Below are 15295 nucleotides of genomic sequence, written 5' to 3' on the forward strand. Positions count from 1 at the left end.
CACTTTGCGGGTACTTACGCCATGGACATACGCCTCCTGAACCACGGCAAGGAGGGCTTTTTCCGCCCGCCGGCGAGGTTCAAGCAAGCTGGGAAAGTAGCTGCCCTGCCTGAGTTTGGGGATTTTCAGCTTCAGCGTGCCGACGCGGGTATCCCATAGCCGCTCCCGGTAGCCGTTGCGATAAGTGGTCCGGTCTTCGCTTCGTTCATAGCGTTCGGCGCCGATTTGGGCGGAGACTTCGGCTTCCATAAGGGATTGGACCAACACCTGGAGGGCTTCTTTCAGGAAGTCGACGTCGCCATCAACACCACACTTGCGCAAAAGCTCCAAAAGTGTCATTCTATTTGTAGAAGCCATCGTGTGAGACCTCCTGCTGTGGTGATTGGCGTCTCTATAGCAGAATCCACACGATGGCTTTCATTTTGTCAAGTGTTCCCCATCGTTTTTACACCACTACTAGGGACTATAACAAAAGCAATTGGAGGCTCTTGAAGCTGAAATGGAGAAACAAAACCAAAAGCCGGTTGACTATGCCGCCCTGCACAATTTATTAACCCAGATTCAGAAGGCGCTTATGCAAGCAGATGCGGATGAACAAAAAGCTTTGCTTCGGTTAATGGTGGAAAGCATCCACATTACAAAAGAAGCGCCCAGGCGAGTCGGACGGCGCATTACCAAAATCAATTTGCATTTCGACTTTACTGTCGACACACTCCAAAAAGATTCGGTTATCCTCCTTTCCCGCATTGCGTCTATACAACAAAACGACTTCATCGCGCCGCTGGAACATACCGTGCTGGATAGCATGAACAACATAACGGAAGAGAAACTCGGGGACTTGATGAAGTCCCTTAATATTTTACCTTTAGCGATGATACGGTTCCCCCCGGTTGATCTTGATCGCCCGGTAAATCTGCTCCGCGAGCACGAGCCGCATGAGCTGGTGGGGCAGCGTCATGCGCCCGAAGCTGAGTTTGTGCTGCGCGCGCTTCAGCACGGCGGGGGAGAGGCCGGTCGAGCCACCGATCACGAACACCGCGTGCCCGCCGCCGTACACGGCCGTCTCGCGCAGCTTCGCCGCGAGCTGCTCGCTCGTCCAGAGCTCGCCGTCGATCGCGAGCGCGATGACGAGCGCGTCCGGACGGATCAGCGCGAGCAGCCGCTCTCCTTCGCGCTCCCGCGCCTGCGCCTCCTCCGCCGGGCTCATCGTCTCCGGTACCTTCTCGTCCGGCACCTCGAGAATTTCGAACTTCACGTAAGGCCGAAGCCGCTTTGCATACTCCGCGATGCCGTCCGCGAGATATTTCTCCTTGATCTTCCCGACCGCCGCGATCTGAATGTGCATGAGAAGTCACCCCCGATCCGGCCGGCTTGTCCCTGTCCCGGCCGGGTATCCGTCCGCCCGCCGATCCGCACACAGACGAAACCCGCGGCCCCGTATCCAACGGAAGCTCGCGGGTCTCCCCCGATGATCCTGCTGTTACACCACCAGAATCTCCGGCGGCCGGTCGCACATGTCGCACGTCGCGGGCGGCTCCCACGCGGCGAATTTCGTCGTCCTCAAATCGACCAGGTCCGGCGCGTCCTCGTACTCGTCGACGAACCGGTCAATGGCCAGCTCCACGTGTTCCTTGCATACGCAATACATCCGCAGATTCAACGCCTTTCTTCCGCTTCATGCGCTGGTCCGATGCCGCGGAGCGCCGGGCCGGCCGGTCATTCGTCTTCCTCCTCGATCCGATCGGCCAGCACCAGCTCGACCGTCTCCAGCTTGCCGTCCCGGTAAAAGTACACCTTCACCTTCTCGCCGATCTTCTTCTGCCCGTACAGATACTTGCGCAGCTCCATCGTGCTGCCGATCGGCGTGTCGTCCAGCTTGACGATGACGTCGTTGGACATGAGCCCCGCCTTCTTCGCCGGGCCGACCGCCTCGAGCACGACCACGCCCCGCTCCACATCGTCCGGAAGCTTCAGGTCGTCCTCGTTCCCGCCGTCCTCTTCGTCCGCTTCGTCCTCTCTCAGCCACTCTTCGTACAGCTGTTGTTCCCAGTATTGTTCAAGATCCATCGTATATACGCCGAGATACGGCCGCGGCACATAGCCGAGCTTGAGCAGCTGTTCGACGACCGGCATCACGTTGTGCATCGGAATCGCAAAACCGACGCCTTCCACGCCGTAATCGGCCACCTTCATGCTGTTGATGCCGACGACTTCCCCGTTCAGATTGACAAGAGCACCGCCGCTGTTGCCCTGATTGATCTGGGCGCTGATCTGGATGACTTCCTGCTCCCAGTCGTAGACGCCGTTCTGGCCGAGCGATACCGGAATGACCCGCACGTTTTTGCTCACGATGCCCATCGTCAGCGAATCGCTGAGCCCGAGCGGATTGCCGATCGCGATCACGATGTCCCCGTCCCGGATCTTGCGCGAATCGCCGATTGCCGCCACCGTCTCGACGCCCGAACCGTCGATCTCCAGCACCGCGAGATCCGAGATCTGGTCCTTGCCGACGATCCTCGCTTCGCGGGCTTCGCCGTTCGAAAGCACCGCCTTCACCTGGTCGGCGTTTTCGATGACATGGTGGTTCGTGATGATGTACGCCTTCCCTTTCTCCTTGCGGAAGATGACCCCCGAACCGAGGCTCGCCTGCTGCAGCGTCAGCTCCGCCTCCGGATCGCGCCCATCGCCTTGGCGGAACCAGCGCCCGCCCTTCGGCAACAGCTGCTCGTTGATGATGCTGACCGCCGACATTTTGCCGATGTGCGACGCCTGCACGATCCTTTCCGCCGTATCGACGGTCATCATGACGGGCCCGCTGACGGCGGTCGCCGAACCTTCCCCGCCTCGGCCGCCGAATCCGAAGATCAGACCGAAAAGCAGCACCGCGACGAGGGCGCTCACCGACGAGGAGATGAATGCCAGATAAATCTGGCGGAATCCGCCTCCTCCGTCGCCGCGCCATCTGCGCCAGCCGCTTCGGCCGCCGAAATGCCAGTCCCGTCTGGCGCCATCCCGCGTGCGCCGGGATACGCGGGTTGAATAAAAATCGAAATCGTCGTCGAACAAGCTCATGGGTCCGTCGCTCCTCCCGATGGCCGAGGCGTGCATCCGGCATTGTGAAAGGCGTTGTTTTTTATCTTTATCTATCTAATTGCCCTTTATATATAAGCATAAACGATTTTCGGGCGTCCGGCATCCGGCTTCCGGAAATTTCCCGCAGCCGACCGCGTCAACCGATCACGCGCTTCGTCACGTCGTCCCAGGGCGTCGCCCGGTCGTGCCAGGTCGGCTGCAGAAGATTGCTTTCCTTCTTCAAAATTATGCCGCGGTTTTCCAGAACAGACTCCACCGTCATCCGCGCCAGTTCCTGCATGTTGTGGTCCAGGCTCAGGTGGGCGAGATAGACGCGCTTCGTCCGGTCCGTCATCAGCTCGGCCAGCGCCTCGCCCGCCGCCTCGTTCGACAGATGGCCGACGTCGCTCAGGATGCGGCGTTTGACATTCCACGGATAGCGTCCCATGCGCAGCATCTCGACGTCGTGATTCGCCTCGAGCACGACCACATCCGAATCGATGACCGCTTCCTTCACCTTGCCGCTGAAATAGCCGAGATCCGTCACGAAGCTGAGCTTGTAACCGTCCGCGATGAAGCAATAGCCGACCGGTTCCGCCGCGTCGTGCGAGACCGGGTACGAACGGACGATAAGCCCGCCGAACTCGATCTCCCCGCCCGTCGCGAACGTCTTGCGGTTCGCGTCCGCGATGCCGGCGGTCTGCCGCTCCATCGCCGCCCACGTCGCTTCGTTCGCGTAGACGGGCAGGTTGTATTTCCGGGCGAAGGCGCCGAGTCCGCTCACATGGTCGGCATGTTCGTGGGTTACGAGCACCGCGTCGATGTCGGCGGGTTGGATGCCGCGTTCCCGCATCCGTTCCTCCAGCTTCCTCGCGCTCAGCCCCGCGTCAATCAGCAGCGTCGCCTCGTCCGTCCGGACGATCGCCGCGTTGCCCGTCGAGCCGCTTGCCAAAATCGTAAACCGAAGCCCCATCCGTTCCGTCCTCTCCCGTATCCGTTCGTGCGTCTTGTGCCCTGATGCCGCGGGGCGCGATCCCTTCCGTCGTCCGTCCGTCCGGCGGGGAAGGTCAGACGCCGTCCGCTTCTCCGGCCGCGTCCTGTTCGGTCGCCACGTCACCGCTGATGGCATTGATATAATAGACCGATCCGTCCTCGAGCAGCACCCGCCACGACGGTTCGGCCGCCTGGATGTCGTCCGTGTTGAAGAGCTGCCCGTGATAGCCGAGCCGGATTTCCCGGATGACCGCCCCCGGCTGCAGGTAGTTGTCGATCAGCGGCGCCAGCGCCTTGGAGGCGGGCAGCACCTTCTGCTTGTCGGCCTCGTCGACGGGCACCGTCTCGATCCGGTCCTGCCGGTAGGCGACGATCTTCTGGTTGCTGTAATACAGCTCGAGCTTCACGTCGAAGATCGGCAGGCCGTCGTCGGCGATGCGGGTGAAGACGAACGCCCCGTCCGTCCCGAGCGACGGATCCAGCCGGTACAGCTTCAGATCGGCGATCGTGTCGCCCAATCCTTCTATCAATTCGCGTTCGGAGAACACAATCCTGCTGTCGACCTGCGGATCGAGCGGAATTTTGCCGGCGGCCCGGCTCCCGTCATAGCGGAATTGCAGTCCGCCCATCCTCGGCGTGTCACCGGGCACGTTGGCCGTGATCGTGATGCCCTTCTCCTGCATGATCCGCCGCGTGTCCTCGGGCAGCGCGGACAGGCCGACGTTCGCATCGACCTGATCGCGAACATTGAGCCAGAGCTGGTATCCGAGCAGCAGGTTGAGCACCAGGAACGAGAAAATCAGCACGCTTTTCGCCCGGCCCCAATCCATCGCGCTTCACCTCCCGCGCCCTTCAGCCGTCTTGCCCGTTTCCGCCCGCGCCGGCACCTCCGTACCCGCCTGCCGAAGATGCGAATCCCGCGGTTCCGGTGCGAAGGCTCCGGTGCGGCAGCGGAGCGGTCATGCCGCGGCATCTTCGTCCGGCCGCGCATCCTCCGGCTCCCCTTCCGCGCCCGGCAGCCCGGCTCCCGCTTTCGCCGCTCCGCCCTCCGGCTCCGCGCCCGCTCCTCCGTCGGGCGAGCCTGCCGCGGTTCCTTCCCCGCCTTCGGCCTGCCCGCCGGATGCTTCCGGTCCGGCCTCCCCGTCCGTGCCTGCGACGCCTTCCGCATCTCCCTGCGCGCCGGACGGATCGGCCGACCGTTCTCCGGCCGCGTCATCCGGCCCGGCCCCTTCTCCCGGCCAGGCTTCCCCGGAACCGGAGGCCGGTTCGCCGTACGGCGCTTCTCCTCCGGACGGAGAGGACGGCGTACGCTGCGCCGCGGCCTTCATCACCGACTGGATTGTCCCGTCGGCAAGCCGCACCGCCCACACCGGCTCCATGACGAGCGTCCGATCTTCCGTGAGCGTGACGAACAGCGCCGGGAACACCGCCTCGATTTCGCGCAGCCGTGAATACGTTTCCAGCGTCGCCCGCAGCCGCGCCCCGCCCTGCAGCCAGCGGATCTCGGCGTGTTGCTGCCGTTCGCCGAGATTGAGCAGCGACCGCTCGTAGACGACGGTCGTTCCCTGTTGCATCATGAGCCGGATCTGCCCGAACCGGACGTTGCCGCCGATCAGCGGATACCGCTCATGGTATTGCTGGAACACGATGTTCCGCCCGCTCCCGTTCACCGCGCGGGGCATGAACCGGTAGCGGCCGTCCCAGCCGCCGTGCCGGTTCACGAACTGTACCGCGGCCATGACGTTGTCGGCGAGATTTTCTGCGCTGTCCTGGGTCGGCACCGGGTCGGTGAACACCATCCAGGTGTCGCCGGACTCGAGCTGCAAGCCCCGCTTGCCGTCCGTATAGATGACCTGCCCGTTGCGGTCCTCGAGATACCGGGTCCTGTTCGGATCGAAGAACAGGCTCCGCTGCATCTGCTGCGGCGAGAAGGCCGTGTAGCCGAACGTGTACGCGACCGCCTCGAGCGGCTCCGTCGGAAGATAAATATCCCCGCGCCACAGCGTGTAGGACGGCTGGCGGGCGCCCAGTCCGGCGAGGTCCGAGATATCGTCGGCGGTCAGCGGCGAGCGCGAGGCCGTGTATACCGTCTGCCCGTCCGCGCTGAAGAAATAGATCTCCGCCGTCGTTCTGCCGGGGTAATTCCGCCTCACCATCCAGATGCGCTCGATCGAATCGTTCAGGAACAGGATGTCGCCGTCGAGCTGCATCGTTTTCTGAAGCAGCGCGACGGGAACGGCGCCGCCGAATCGGAGCTCGACGCCCTGCGTGTTCCGCCTGAGCTCGTCCCAGTTGCGCATCGAGACGGCGAGCCGCTGGAAGCCGCGATACTCGCCGGCCGTTACCTGGTCATAGATCCGGATATAATGGGCCGTCTCCGGATAGAGGACCGTGTGCCGGTCGCCGCCCATGTGCAGGACGATATCCTCGGGATACAGCACCTCGTCGATGCGCAGCGGGTCGCCCATCCGCTCGGGAGAGATGTACTCCTGCTCCGTGCGGACCGTCGCGCCGATCTCGGGGTAGCTGTAGATGAGCAGATAGCTCTGCACGAGGCTGAGCGCGACCAGGACGGTCAGAAGCGCGGACTTCAGCTTCTCGATCAACCCGCGTCACCTCCCCGGCGGAGCGGCAGCGTGAACGTCACCGTCGTGCCGCGGCCCAATTCCGACTCCAGCTCGATCGTGCCTCCGTGCGCCTTGATGATTTCCCGGGCAATGGACAGGCCCAGTCCGGTGCCGCCCATGTTGCGCGAGCGCGCCTTGTCGACCCGGTAGAACCGCTCGAAGATGCGGGCCTGATCCTTCTCCGGTATGCCCATGCCGTTGTCCTTCACGCTGATCGACACCGTATCCGGCGTGGGCTTCCGCGCCGAAATCTCGATGTGGCCTCCGTCCTGCGTGTACTTGATCGCGTTGGACATCAGGTTGTCGAGCACCTGGTCGATCTGGTCCCGGTCGAACCACGCGGTCTCGATGCCGTCCTCGATCAGCACCGAGCCGCCGATCCCCTTCTGCTTCATCTGGAAAGAAAAGCGGTCCGACACCTCTTCCAGCATCTCGCGGACGTTGACCTCGGTCGGCCTGAGCCGCTCCTGGTTCGAGTCGAGCCGGGAGAGGTGCAGGAGATCGTTCACGAGCCGGATCATCCGGTTCGATTCGGCGCGGATGACGCCGACGAACCGCTTCGCGAGCTCCGGTTCCTCGAGCGCGCCTTCTTCCAGCGCTTCGACGTAGCTCTTGATCGTCGTAAGCGGCGTGCGCAGTTCATGCGAGACATTCGCGACGAATTCCCGTCGCGCGCGCTCGAGCTTTTCCTGTTCCGTGACGTCGTGCAGCACCGCGATCGCGCCGGAGATGGACCGGTCCCGGCGGTAGATCGGCGTCAGCGTCACGCGCATCAGCCACTCGCCGCCGCCGTCCGCAAGCGGCCGCGTGACGATGGTCGAATGCTCGACTCCCGTCTGCAGCTCGTTCAGCCGGTCCTTCGGAATGCCGAGCAGCTCGTCCATCGGCATGCCGAGCGCGTTCTTCACGCCGAGCATCTCGCGGGCGCGCCGGTTTGTGACGATGACGTGGCCGTTCTCGTCCGCCGCGACGACGCCGTCGCTCATGTTCGCGAGGATCGACGCAAGCTTCTCCTTCTCCTCCTCGTTTGCGGAGAGCGCTTCCTGCAGGCGTCCCGTCATGTAGTTGAACGCCTCGCTCAGCCGCCCGATCTCGTCGTTGCCGTAGACCGGCACCCGCTCGTCGAACCGGCCCTCCGCCACGGCCGTCGCCTGGCGGGTCAGCGCCTTGATCGGATTGGTGATCGTGTGGGCGAGCAGGACGCCAAGCACGCCGGTAAGCCCCAGGGCGATGAGCATCCCCGTGACGAAAATCCGGTTGATCCCCCTGAGCGTCGCGTACAGATCCTCCATCGAGGCGACGACGTAGACGACCCCGACGACCCGGCTCTGGCCGCGCGACGTATCGAAGGCGGGGCGGGCGATCACCTTTTTCCGGATATTGTCCGTGTCGATGATCTCCTCCTCGTTGTCCCGGATGCCCTGCAGCGCGCGGCTGACGGCGAGCGTCGTGTTCTTGCGGCCGATGATGTCCCGCCGCTCGGGCTCCGACGTCGCGATCACCCGTCCGCTCGCATCCAGCACCTGAATCTCGGCCTGGCTGATGTTGAACAGCGAGCTGACCAGGTTGCCGAGATCCTCGGCCACCTCCGCTTCGGCCGCCTCTCCCGCTTCCGTACGATCCGAGGTCAGCACGTCCTCCACCAGCACGGTGAGCATGTTGACCTGGTCGTTCAGATTGTCCGAGAACGACCGCGTCAGCGAATTCTTCGTCGTGCTGACGAAGTAGACCCCGATGAGCTGCATCGCGATCAGGATCAGCAGCACGTAGATGATGATCAGCTTGACCTGGATCGTGTGGAAGAAGCGAATCCGCTTCATGCGCCCCCGAAGCCTCCCGCCTTCGGGTTGCGCATCATGTAACCGAGCCCGCGCCGGGTCAGGATATACTCCGGCTTGCTCGGATCATCCTCGATCTTCTCGCGGAGACGGCGGATCGTCACGTCGACCGTACGCACGTCCCCGAAATACTCGTATCCCCACACCGCCTGCAGCAGATGCTCGCGCGTCATGACCTTGCCGCAGTTGCGCGCGAGATAGTGGACGAGCTCGAACTCGCGGTGCGTCAGATCGAGCGGCTCGCCGTTCTTGTAGACGACGTACATGTCCGTATCGATGAACAGGTTGAAGATCCGGATGCCCTGCCGTTCGGGCTGCCGCTCCGACGCTTCCGAAGCGCCCGCCGCGGCTTCCTGCAGCTTCCGCTGGCGCCGGAGGTGTGCCTTCACCCGCGCCAGCAGCTCGCGCGTGCTGAACGGTTTCGTCACGTAGTCGTCCGCGCCGAGCTCGAGGCCGAGCACCTTGTCCAGTTCGGTATCCTTCGCCGTCAGCATGATGATCGGCGTCTGCATGCGCGCGCGCACTTCGCGGCAGACGTCCATGCCGTCCTTCACCGGCAGCATCAGATCGAGCAGGATGAGATCCGGCTTCTCGCGGAACGCCAGCTCGACGGCCTGTTCTCCGTCGAAGGCGAGAATGACCTCGTACCCTTCCTTCTCGAGATTGAACTTCAGAATGTCCGCAATCGGCTGCTCGTCGTCCACGACGAGAATTTTGCCCTGCATGCGAATCACCGCCGTATGAAGTGAAGTGCCCTGCTTACAGTGTACCATATCCGGACGGCCGAGTCCCGCCGAATGTGCGGCGCCGCTTCAACGCAAAGAAGCACCGCTCCGCGGGGAGCGATGCTTCCTGACGTTCGGAATGACGGATGCATGATGGCCGATCACAGATAATTGAGCGGATTCTTCGGCGTGCCGTTCTTGTGGATCTCGAAATGCAGATGCGTGCCCGTCGAGTTGCCGGTGCTGCCCATGACGCCGATCTTCTCGCCCTTCTCGACGACTTGGCCCTTCTTCACGTTGATCTTGCTGAGGTGGCCGTACACCGTCTGGTAACCGTTCTGGTGGTTGATGATGATGGCGTTGCCCAGCCCGTTCTTCCGGCCCGCGAACGTGACAACCCCGTTGTCCGCCGCGAGGATCGATCGGTTGCCGACGATGTCGATGCCCTTGTGCTGCCGGCCCCAGCGCTTGCCGAACTTGCTCGTGATCTTCGCGCCGGTGACCGGCCAGGCGAATTTGCCCGTGCCGACCCCGCGGATGACCTTCGTGCCCTTCACGACGATCTCCGGCACCGCCGGCTCGAGCACCTGCTCGTCCACGATTTCCTCGCTCATCAGCCAGCCGTTGTGCTTCACGAGGCGGTAGGTCACGCGCTTCGATCCCGGCACGCCGGCCTGGATCGTCTTCTGCAGGCCGGCCCGCATCTCGTCGTCCTTCCGGACGATCACCTCGGGCTCGATCTCCTCGATCTCCGACACCAGCTCGACCGTCTCGACGGTCACGAACGGCTGCAGCACCGTAAGGTCCAACTCGTCGCCGACCCGGATCAGGTCATCCTCGATCCACGGGTTGTTCTTGTAGATGACCTCGGGCGAAATGTCGAACTTGCTTGCGATGCAGACGATGCAGTCGCCCTTCTGCACGACGTAGGTCCTCTTCTTCGTCGTGCCTTCCACGAGCCGCTGGTAGAGCGTCTCGCCGTCGGAGATGCGCCCGGGGTCGATCGGGATCCGGCGCATGTCCACCTGCTCCACGATCCGGACCGACTCCACCTCCGTCTTCGGCGCCTGCGCCGACGCCTCCGCGCCTGTGTCATGGGCCAGCGCCTGCACGGCCGGCGGCCTGACCGCCGCGTCGTCCGCGGGATCGCCGCCGAACTCCGACTTGATCTGCTCGAGCACCTGTCGGGCCGTCTTTTCGTCCGGCACGACGGCGATCAGCTTTCCGTTCACCCGCACCTCGACGCCGACGGCGTGGCTGTCCAGCAGTCCCTCGAGCATCGCGAGCGCCGCCTCCGTCTCCGGCTGCGCCTTGTACCCGCTGCGCTCCACGTAGGTCAGTTCGCCGGTCTTCAGCTCCATCGTGACGCCCGGGTTCGCCGCCTCAAGCTCCTCCCGCTTCGCATTCAGGAACGCTTCGACGGCTTCCTTCGATTCGACCGTGCCGATCAGCTCGCCGTCCCGGTACAGCTCGAAATAAGTCACGGTGTTCGCCTTCACGTAAGCCTGACCGTAGACGATGCCTCCGATCAGCAGAATCGCGGCGCAGCCGGCTGCGAGCAGCCGTTTCGCGCGGGGGCCGGAGAACGCACGTTCAACCGATCCCGCCGTTCTCCGGATCTTACCTTTCCAGTCCGTGATCCGGGGCGCGAAGCGCGCGCATGCGGCGCGGGCCTTCGCCCTCATCGCCCGGATCATTGCCCTGTAATCGGTCATGGTTGTCTCCCTTGCGATGCGTCCGACGAATTCGGAACGTTTTGTCAAAATTCCGAAAAAAACATAGGCGCGACGACCCATTCCGGCCGTCACGCCTAATACTGTAGCACAGGCTTCCAAAAGCGGGCAATGCGCAGATCGCCCGAGATCGATTAATATTTCCTCAGATTTTTTTAAGAATTTCCTCAGAATTTGTTCAAAATCCCCATCAATTCTTCATATTCTTCGCGGTCGAGGTGCGCCGCGACGATCTGCTGCACCCGGAGCAGCTCGTCGGCCGTAAATCCCCCTTCCGCATATTCGGAAATGCGCTGCCACTCCTCCTGCGGAACCTTGCCGACCAGAATCGCGAACAGCCGGTTCCGCTCGTCTTCGGTGAGCCGCGACTTCGCCTCGAGGAGCTCCTCCGTCGAGACGACCGTTTCACCCGCCCCGCCGCGGGCCTCGGGCCCTCTGCCGTAACCGGTCTCCCCGCCTCCGGCGGAGAAATCGTCTCCGGCGCCTTCCCGGCTTGCGCCGTCTTTCGCCGATTCTCCGGCGCCGCTCTCCGCATCCGGCAGATGGACGGCCCCTTCATCCGAAGCCCCGGTTCCGACCGGCAGGATCGCACCGTCCCGCAGGCTGCCGCCCGTCAGATCCGTGCCTTCCCGCGGCCCCTGGCCGTCCTGCAGGTCCGAACCGACCGACGGGCCCGCGCCGTCCGGCCGGTTGCCGCCGTCGCCGCCTGCCGGCTCCTGCGTCTCGCCGCCGCGGTCCGACGGGGTCCGGACGCCGTCCGTGCGCCCGGCGTCCGAGTTCCGGCCGCCGGACCAATTCCGCGCGTCTTCGAAGCCACCGATCGGCTCCCGGTCCGCGGTCAGCCCGGCCCCGGCTCCGTCCACGCCCCACAGCCTGCCCCACAGGCCGGAGAGCGCGAACGGCGGCTTCTCCAGCGGAATCCCGTATTCCTCGAGCAGCGCCTCCACATAGCTGTTTACGATATAGCCGGTCGTCCAGATCGCGAGAAAACTGGCGAGCAACGCGGCCGCTGCCGCCTTCCACAGCCAGTCGAACATTTTCCACATGCTGCATCTTCCTTCCTGTCCCGAAGTGCGTTTCAGGCTATTTTTACCATTATGGACGGGAAGTCGGACGCGCATTCGCCGCTTCTCCGCAGAAGGCCGTCCCGATCGATCTCCGGCCCGCGCGGATGGTGCGACCGGCGCGGACGGTGCGGCGCGGACCGGCATCCCCGCGGCCGCCGCGGCGCGCACGCCGGCGCGGGACGTCATCGCGGCGCCGCCATGCCCGTCCGGATCGGCGACCGCACCGGCATACGAAAACGGCCGGTCCGGGGCGTGAATCCCCGAACCGGCCGTTTGCCGAACGTGTGCCGTTCACCCGGCTTCAGTAAATCTTCATCACCTGCACGGTCTGGTCGCGGTTGCGGCCGACCGAGAAGATCGCGATCGGAATGCCCGTCAGCTCCGACACCCGCTCGACGTAGCGCCGCGCGTTCGGCGGCAGATCGTCCAGCGACCTCGCGCCGGAGATGTCCTCGTGCCAGCCCGGCAGCTCCTCGTACACCGCCTCGCATTCCGACAGCACCTTGAGGCTGGCCGGATAATGCTCGATCCTCTCTCCCCGGTACGTGTAGGCCGTGCAGATCTTCACCGTGTCCAGCCCGGTCAGCACGTCGAGCGAATTGAGCGACAGCCCCGTGATGCCGCTCACGCGGCGGGCGTGGCGGACGACGACGCTGTCGAACCAGCCGACGCGACGCGGCCGGCCGGTCACGGTGCCGTATTCGTTGCCCTTCTCGCGGATCAGGTCGGCGATCTCGTCGTGCAGTTCCGTCGGGAACGGGCCGTCGCCGACGCGCGTCGTGTAAGCCTTCGCGACGCCGATCACCTGATCGATCTTCGACGGGCCGACGCCGGAACCGATGCAGACGCCGCCCGCGGTCGGGTTCGACGACGTGACGAACGGATACGTCCCCTGGTCGATGTCGAGCATGACGCCCTGCGCGCCCTCGAACAGCACGTTCTTGCCGGCGTCGATCGCCTCGTTCAGCACGATCGACGTGTCCGTCACGTACGGCCGCAGCCGCTCGGCGTAGCCCAGATATTCCTCGATGATCGCTTCGGCGTCCAGCGGCTCTCCGCCATAGACGCTCTGGATCATCCGGTTCTTCTCTTCCACGAGACGGCGGGCCTTCGCCGTGAATTCCTCCGGATCCATCAGGTCGACCATGCGGATGCCGGCCCGCGCCATCTTGTCCATGTAGCAGGGGCCGATGCCCTTGCGCGTCGTGCCGATCTTGCCGTCGCCCTTGCGCTCTTCCTCGAGGCCGTCCAGCACGATGTGATACGGCATGATGACATGGGCCCGGTCGCTGATCCGCAGGTTCTCGGCCGTGAAACCGTTCTCATGGATGTAGTCGATCTCCTCGACGAGCGCCTTCGGATTGAGCACCGTCCCGTTGCCGATGACGCAAATCTTGTCACGGTAAAAGATCCCCGAAGGGATCATGGTCAGCTTGTATTTCCTGCCCTCGATGAGGATGGTATGGCCCGCGTTGTTGCCGCCCTGATAACGCGCGACGACGTCCGCGCCCTCCGCCAGAAAATCGGTGATCTTCCCCTTGCCTTCGTCGCCCCATTGCGTACCGACGACAACGACCGTGGACATGCGCATTCCTCCCGTGGCGAGCCTCCTGCGCAAAGGAAGGCACGCCGAATTTTGCCGCCTTGCCGGCCGGCGGATGGCGGAGCGCGGAAAGGCAGCAAGAACAGTGTATCAGTCCGCATCGGCCCTGTCAACGAACGAAAACGAACATTTGCAAGCATCCAATTGCGAACGTTCGGTTTTTTTCGGCGGCGAACGCCCGGTTTGACCGCGGCGCGTCCCCGGCGCATTCGGAGCCCGTCCCGGCGCTCCGCGGCACATTCCCCGGCACGCGCCGGCGGGGGTATATCAGGAGGCCATGTCGGCATCTCCGTGATGGCGGTCGAGGCTGACGAACTTGTTGTAATTCTTCAGGAAGACGAGCTCGACCGTGCCGACCGGACCGTTCCGCTGCTTCGCGATGATGACCTCGATGATGTTCTTCTTCTCCGTTTCCCGGTCGTAATAGTCGTCCCGGTACAGGAACGCGACGAGATCCGCGTCCTGCTCGATCGAACCGGATTCGCGCAGGTCGGAGAGCATCGGCCGCTTGTTCTGCCGCTGCTCGACGCCGCGGCTGAGCTGCGAGAGCGCGATGACCGGCACTTCCAGCTCGCGCGCGATCTGCTTCAGGGTGCGGGAGATCTCCGACACCTCCTGCTGCCGGTTCTCCCCGGGCCGGCCCCTCCCCTGGATCAGCTGCAGATAATCGATGATGACGAGGCCGAGGCCGCGCTCCTTCTTCAGCCGGCGGAGCTTCGCGCGGATTTCCATCACCGTCAGGCCCGGCGTGTCGTCGATGTAGATCTCCGCTTCGGACAGCGCGCCGATCGCCATCGTCAGCTTTTCCCAGTCGTCGCCCTCCAGCCGACCCGTCCGGAGCCGGCCCGCGTCGACGTTCGATTCCGCGCAGATCATCCGCTGCACGAGCTGCTGCGCGGACATCTCGAGGCTGAAGATCGCCACCGTCTCGCGCGCCCGGACGCCGACGTTCTGCGCGATGTTGAGGGCGAACGCCGTCTTCCCGACCGACGGCCGGGCGGCCACGATGATCAGGTCGCTGCGCTGAAAGCCGGACGTCAGCCGGTCAAGATCGGGGAAACCGGACGGGATCCCCGTCACGCCGCCCCTGTGCTGGTACAGATGCTCGATCCGCTCGAACACGTCCATCAGCACGTCGCGGATCGAGACGAACCCGCTGTCCGTCCGGCGGCTCGAGATCTCGAAGATGCGCTGCTCCGCTTCGTTCAGCAGCCGGCCGACGTCATCCGCGCCCTCATAGCCTTCCCGGACGATCTCCGTCGCCGTCCGGATCAGCCGGCGGAGGAGCGCCTTCTCCTCGACGATCCGCGCGTAGTAGTCGACGTTTGCCGCCGTCGGCACGACTCCCAGCAGCTTCGACAGATAATCGACCCCGCCCGCTTCCTCCAGCCGCTGCTTGTCCTGCAGCGCGGCGGTGAGCGTCACGAGATCGATCGGACGGCCCGCTTCGCCGAGCTCGATCATCGTCTCGTAGATCATGCGGTGGACCGGCTGGTAGAAATCCTCGGGCCGCAACCGCTCCATCGCCGTGACCAGCGCGTCCGAATCCAGCAATATGGAACCGAGCACCGCCTGCTCGGCTTCGATGTTCTGCGGCGGCACCCGGTCGAATCCGAACTCCGTGTCCGTCATATGCA

Annotated in this window: 13 protein-coding genes; all 13 read right to left on the reverse strand. The window is 63.9% G+C overall.

Annotated features, from left to right (window positions below):
* Positions 1-357 (reverse strand): transposase (locus A9Z00_RS15275; RefSeq protein WP_278343358.1); only part of this gene is annotated, 357 nt, incomplete at its 3' end.
* 508 nt (positions 358-865) lie between these two features.
* Positions 866-1345, reverse strand: coding sequence for a 23S rRNA (pseudouridine(1915)-N(3))-methyltransferase RlmH (gene rlmH, locus A9Z00_RS15280; protein ID WP_296979251.1), 480 nt, complete (start codon positions 1343-1345; stop codon positions 866-868).
* Between the two features lie 135 nt (positions 1346-1480).
* On the reverse strand, positions 1481-1648 hold the full coding sequence (locus A9Z00_RS15285; protein WP_296979327.1) for a CxxH/CxxC protein: 168 nt from the start codon (positions 1646-1648) through the stop codon (positions 1481-1483).
* A 68-nt stretch (positions 1649-1716) separates the two neighbouring features.
* Entirely contained in the window at positions 1717-3072 is a 1356-nt protein-coding gene (locus tag A9Z00_RS15290) for a S1C family serine protease (RefSeq protein WP_296979253.1), read from the reverse strand.
* A gap of 157 nt (positions 3073-3229) precedes the next feature.
* Positions 3230-4045: an MBL fold metallo-hydrolase gene (locus A9Z00_RS15295; protein ID WP_296979255.1), complete on the reverse strand. Its 816-nt coding sequence runs from the start codon at positions 4043-4045 to the stop codon at positions 3230-3232.
* A gap of 94 nt (positions 4046-4139) precedes the next feature.
* Positions 4140-4895: a two-component system regulatory protein YycI gene (gene yycI / locus A9Z00_RS15300; RefSeq protein WP_296979257.1), complete on the reverse strand. Its 756-nt coding sequence runs from the start codon at positions 4893-4895 to the stop codon at positions 4140-4142.
* A gap of 129 nt (positions 4896-5024) precedes the next feature.
* Entirely contained in the window at positions 5025-6671 is a 1647-nt protein-coding gene (locus tag A9Z00_RS15305; RefSeq protein WP_296979258.1) for a YycH family regulatory protein, read from the reverse strand.
* Positions 6668-8512 (reverse strand): cell wall metabolism sensor histidine kinase WalK, encoded by a 1845-nt coding sequence (gene walK / locus A9Z00_RS15310; RefSeq protein WP_296979260.1) that lies wholly within the window; start codon positions 8510-8512, stop codon positions 6668-6670. Before walK ends, A9Z00_RS15305 begins: the two co-directional genes overlap by 4 nt.
* Positions 8509-9255 (reverse strand): response regulator YycF, encoded by a 747-nt coding sequence (gene yycF / locus A9Z00_RS15315; RefSeq protein WP_296979262.1) that lies wholly within the window; start codon positions 9253-9255, stop codon positions 8509-8511. Before yycF ends, walK begins: the two co-directional genes overlap by 4 nt.
* Positions 9256-9416: 161 nt before the next feature.
* On the reverse strand, positions 9417-10970 hold the full coding sequence (locus A9Z00_RS15320; protein WP_296979264.1) for a M23 family metallopeptidase: 1554 nt from the start codon (positions 10968-10970) through the stop codon (positions 9417-9419).
* 185 nt (positions 10971-11155) lie between these two features.
* Positions 11156-12034: a hypothetical protein gene (locus tag A9Z00_RS15325; RefSeq protein WP_296979265.1), complete on the reverse strand. Its 879-nt coding sequence runs from the start codon at positions 12032-12034 to the stop codon at positions 11156-11158.
* Between the two features lie 322 nt (positions 12035-12356).
* Entirely contained in the window at positions 12357-13640 is a 1284-nt protein-coding gene (locus A9Z00_RS15330; RefSeq protein ID WP_296979267.1) for an adenylosuccinate synthase, read from the reverse strand.
* A 285-nt stretch (positions 13641-13925) separates the two neighbouring features.
* Positions 13926-15290, reverse strand: coding sequence for a replicative DNA helicase (gene dnaB, locus A9Z00_RS15335; protein ID WP_296979268.1), 1365 nt, complete (start codon positions 15288-15290; stop codon positions 13926-13928).
* Between the last annotated feature and the right edge of the window lie 5 nt (positions 15291-15295).

It is taken from the genome of Thermobacillus sp. ZCTH02-B1 (assembly GCF_002159085.1).
In the GTDB taxonomy this organism is placed as follows: Bacteria; Bacillota; Bacilli; order Paenibacillales; family Paenibacillaceae; genus Thermobacillus.

What these genes read in the sequence shown, in the direction of transcription:
- rlmH (WP_296979251.1), bottom strand. Translation starts at nt 1,345, where the DNA reads ATGCACATTCAGATCGCGGCGGTCGGGAAGATCAAGGAGAAATATCTC.
- A9Z00_RS15285 (WP_296979327.1), bottom strand. Translation starts at nt 1,648, where the DNA reads ATGTATTGCGTATGCAAGGAACACGTGGAGCTGGCCATTGACCGGTTC.
- A9Z00_RS15290 (WP_296979253.1), bottom strand. Translation starts at nt 3,072, where the DNA reads ATGAGCTTGTTCGACGACGATTTCGATTTTTATTCAACCCGCGTATCC.
- A9Z00_RS15295 (WP_296979255.1), bottom strand. Translation starts at nt 4,045, where the DNA reads ATGGGGCTTCGGTTTACGATTTTGGCAAGCGGCTCGACGGGCAACGCG.
- yycI (WP_296979257.1), bottom strand. Translation starts at nt 4,895, where the DNA reads ATGGATTGGGGCCGGGCGAAAAGCGTGCTGATTTTCTCGTTCCTGGTG.
- walK (WP_296979260.1), bottom strand. Translation starts at nt 8,512, where the DNA reads ATGAAGCGGATTCGCTTCTTCCACACGATCCAGGTCAAGCTGATCATC.
- yycF (WP_296979262.1), bottom strand. Translation starts at nt 9,255, where the DNA reads ATGCAGGGCAAAATTCTCGTCGTGGACGACGAGCAGCCGATTGCGGAC.
- A9Z00_RS15320 (WP_296979264.1), bottom strand. Translation starts at nt 10,970, where the DNA reads ATGACCGATTACAGGGCAATGATCCGGGCGATGAGGGCGAAGGCCCGC.
- A9Z00_RS15325 (WP_296979265.1), bottom strand. Translation starts at nt 12,034, where the DNA reads ATGTGGAAAATGTTCGACTGGCTGTGGAAGGCGGCAGCGGCCGCGTTG.
- A9Z00_RS15330 (WP_296979267.1), bottom strand. Translation starts at nt 13,640, where the DNA reads ATGTCCACGGTCGTTGTCGTCGGTACGCAATGGGGCGACGAAGGCAAG.
- dnaB (WP_296979268.1), bottom strand. Translation starts at nt 15,290, where the DNA reads ATGACGGACACGGAGTTCGGATTCGACCGGGTGCCGCCGCAGAACATC.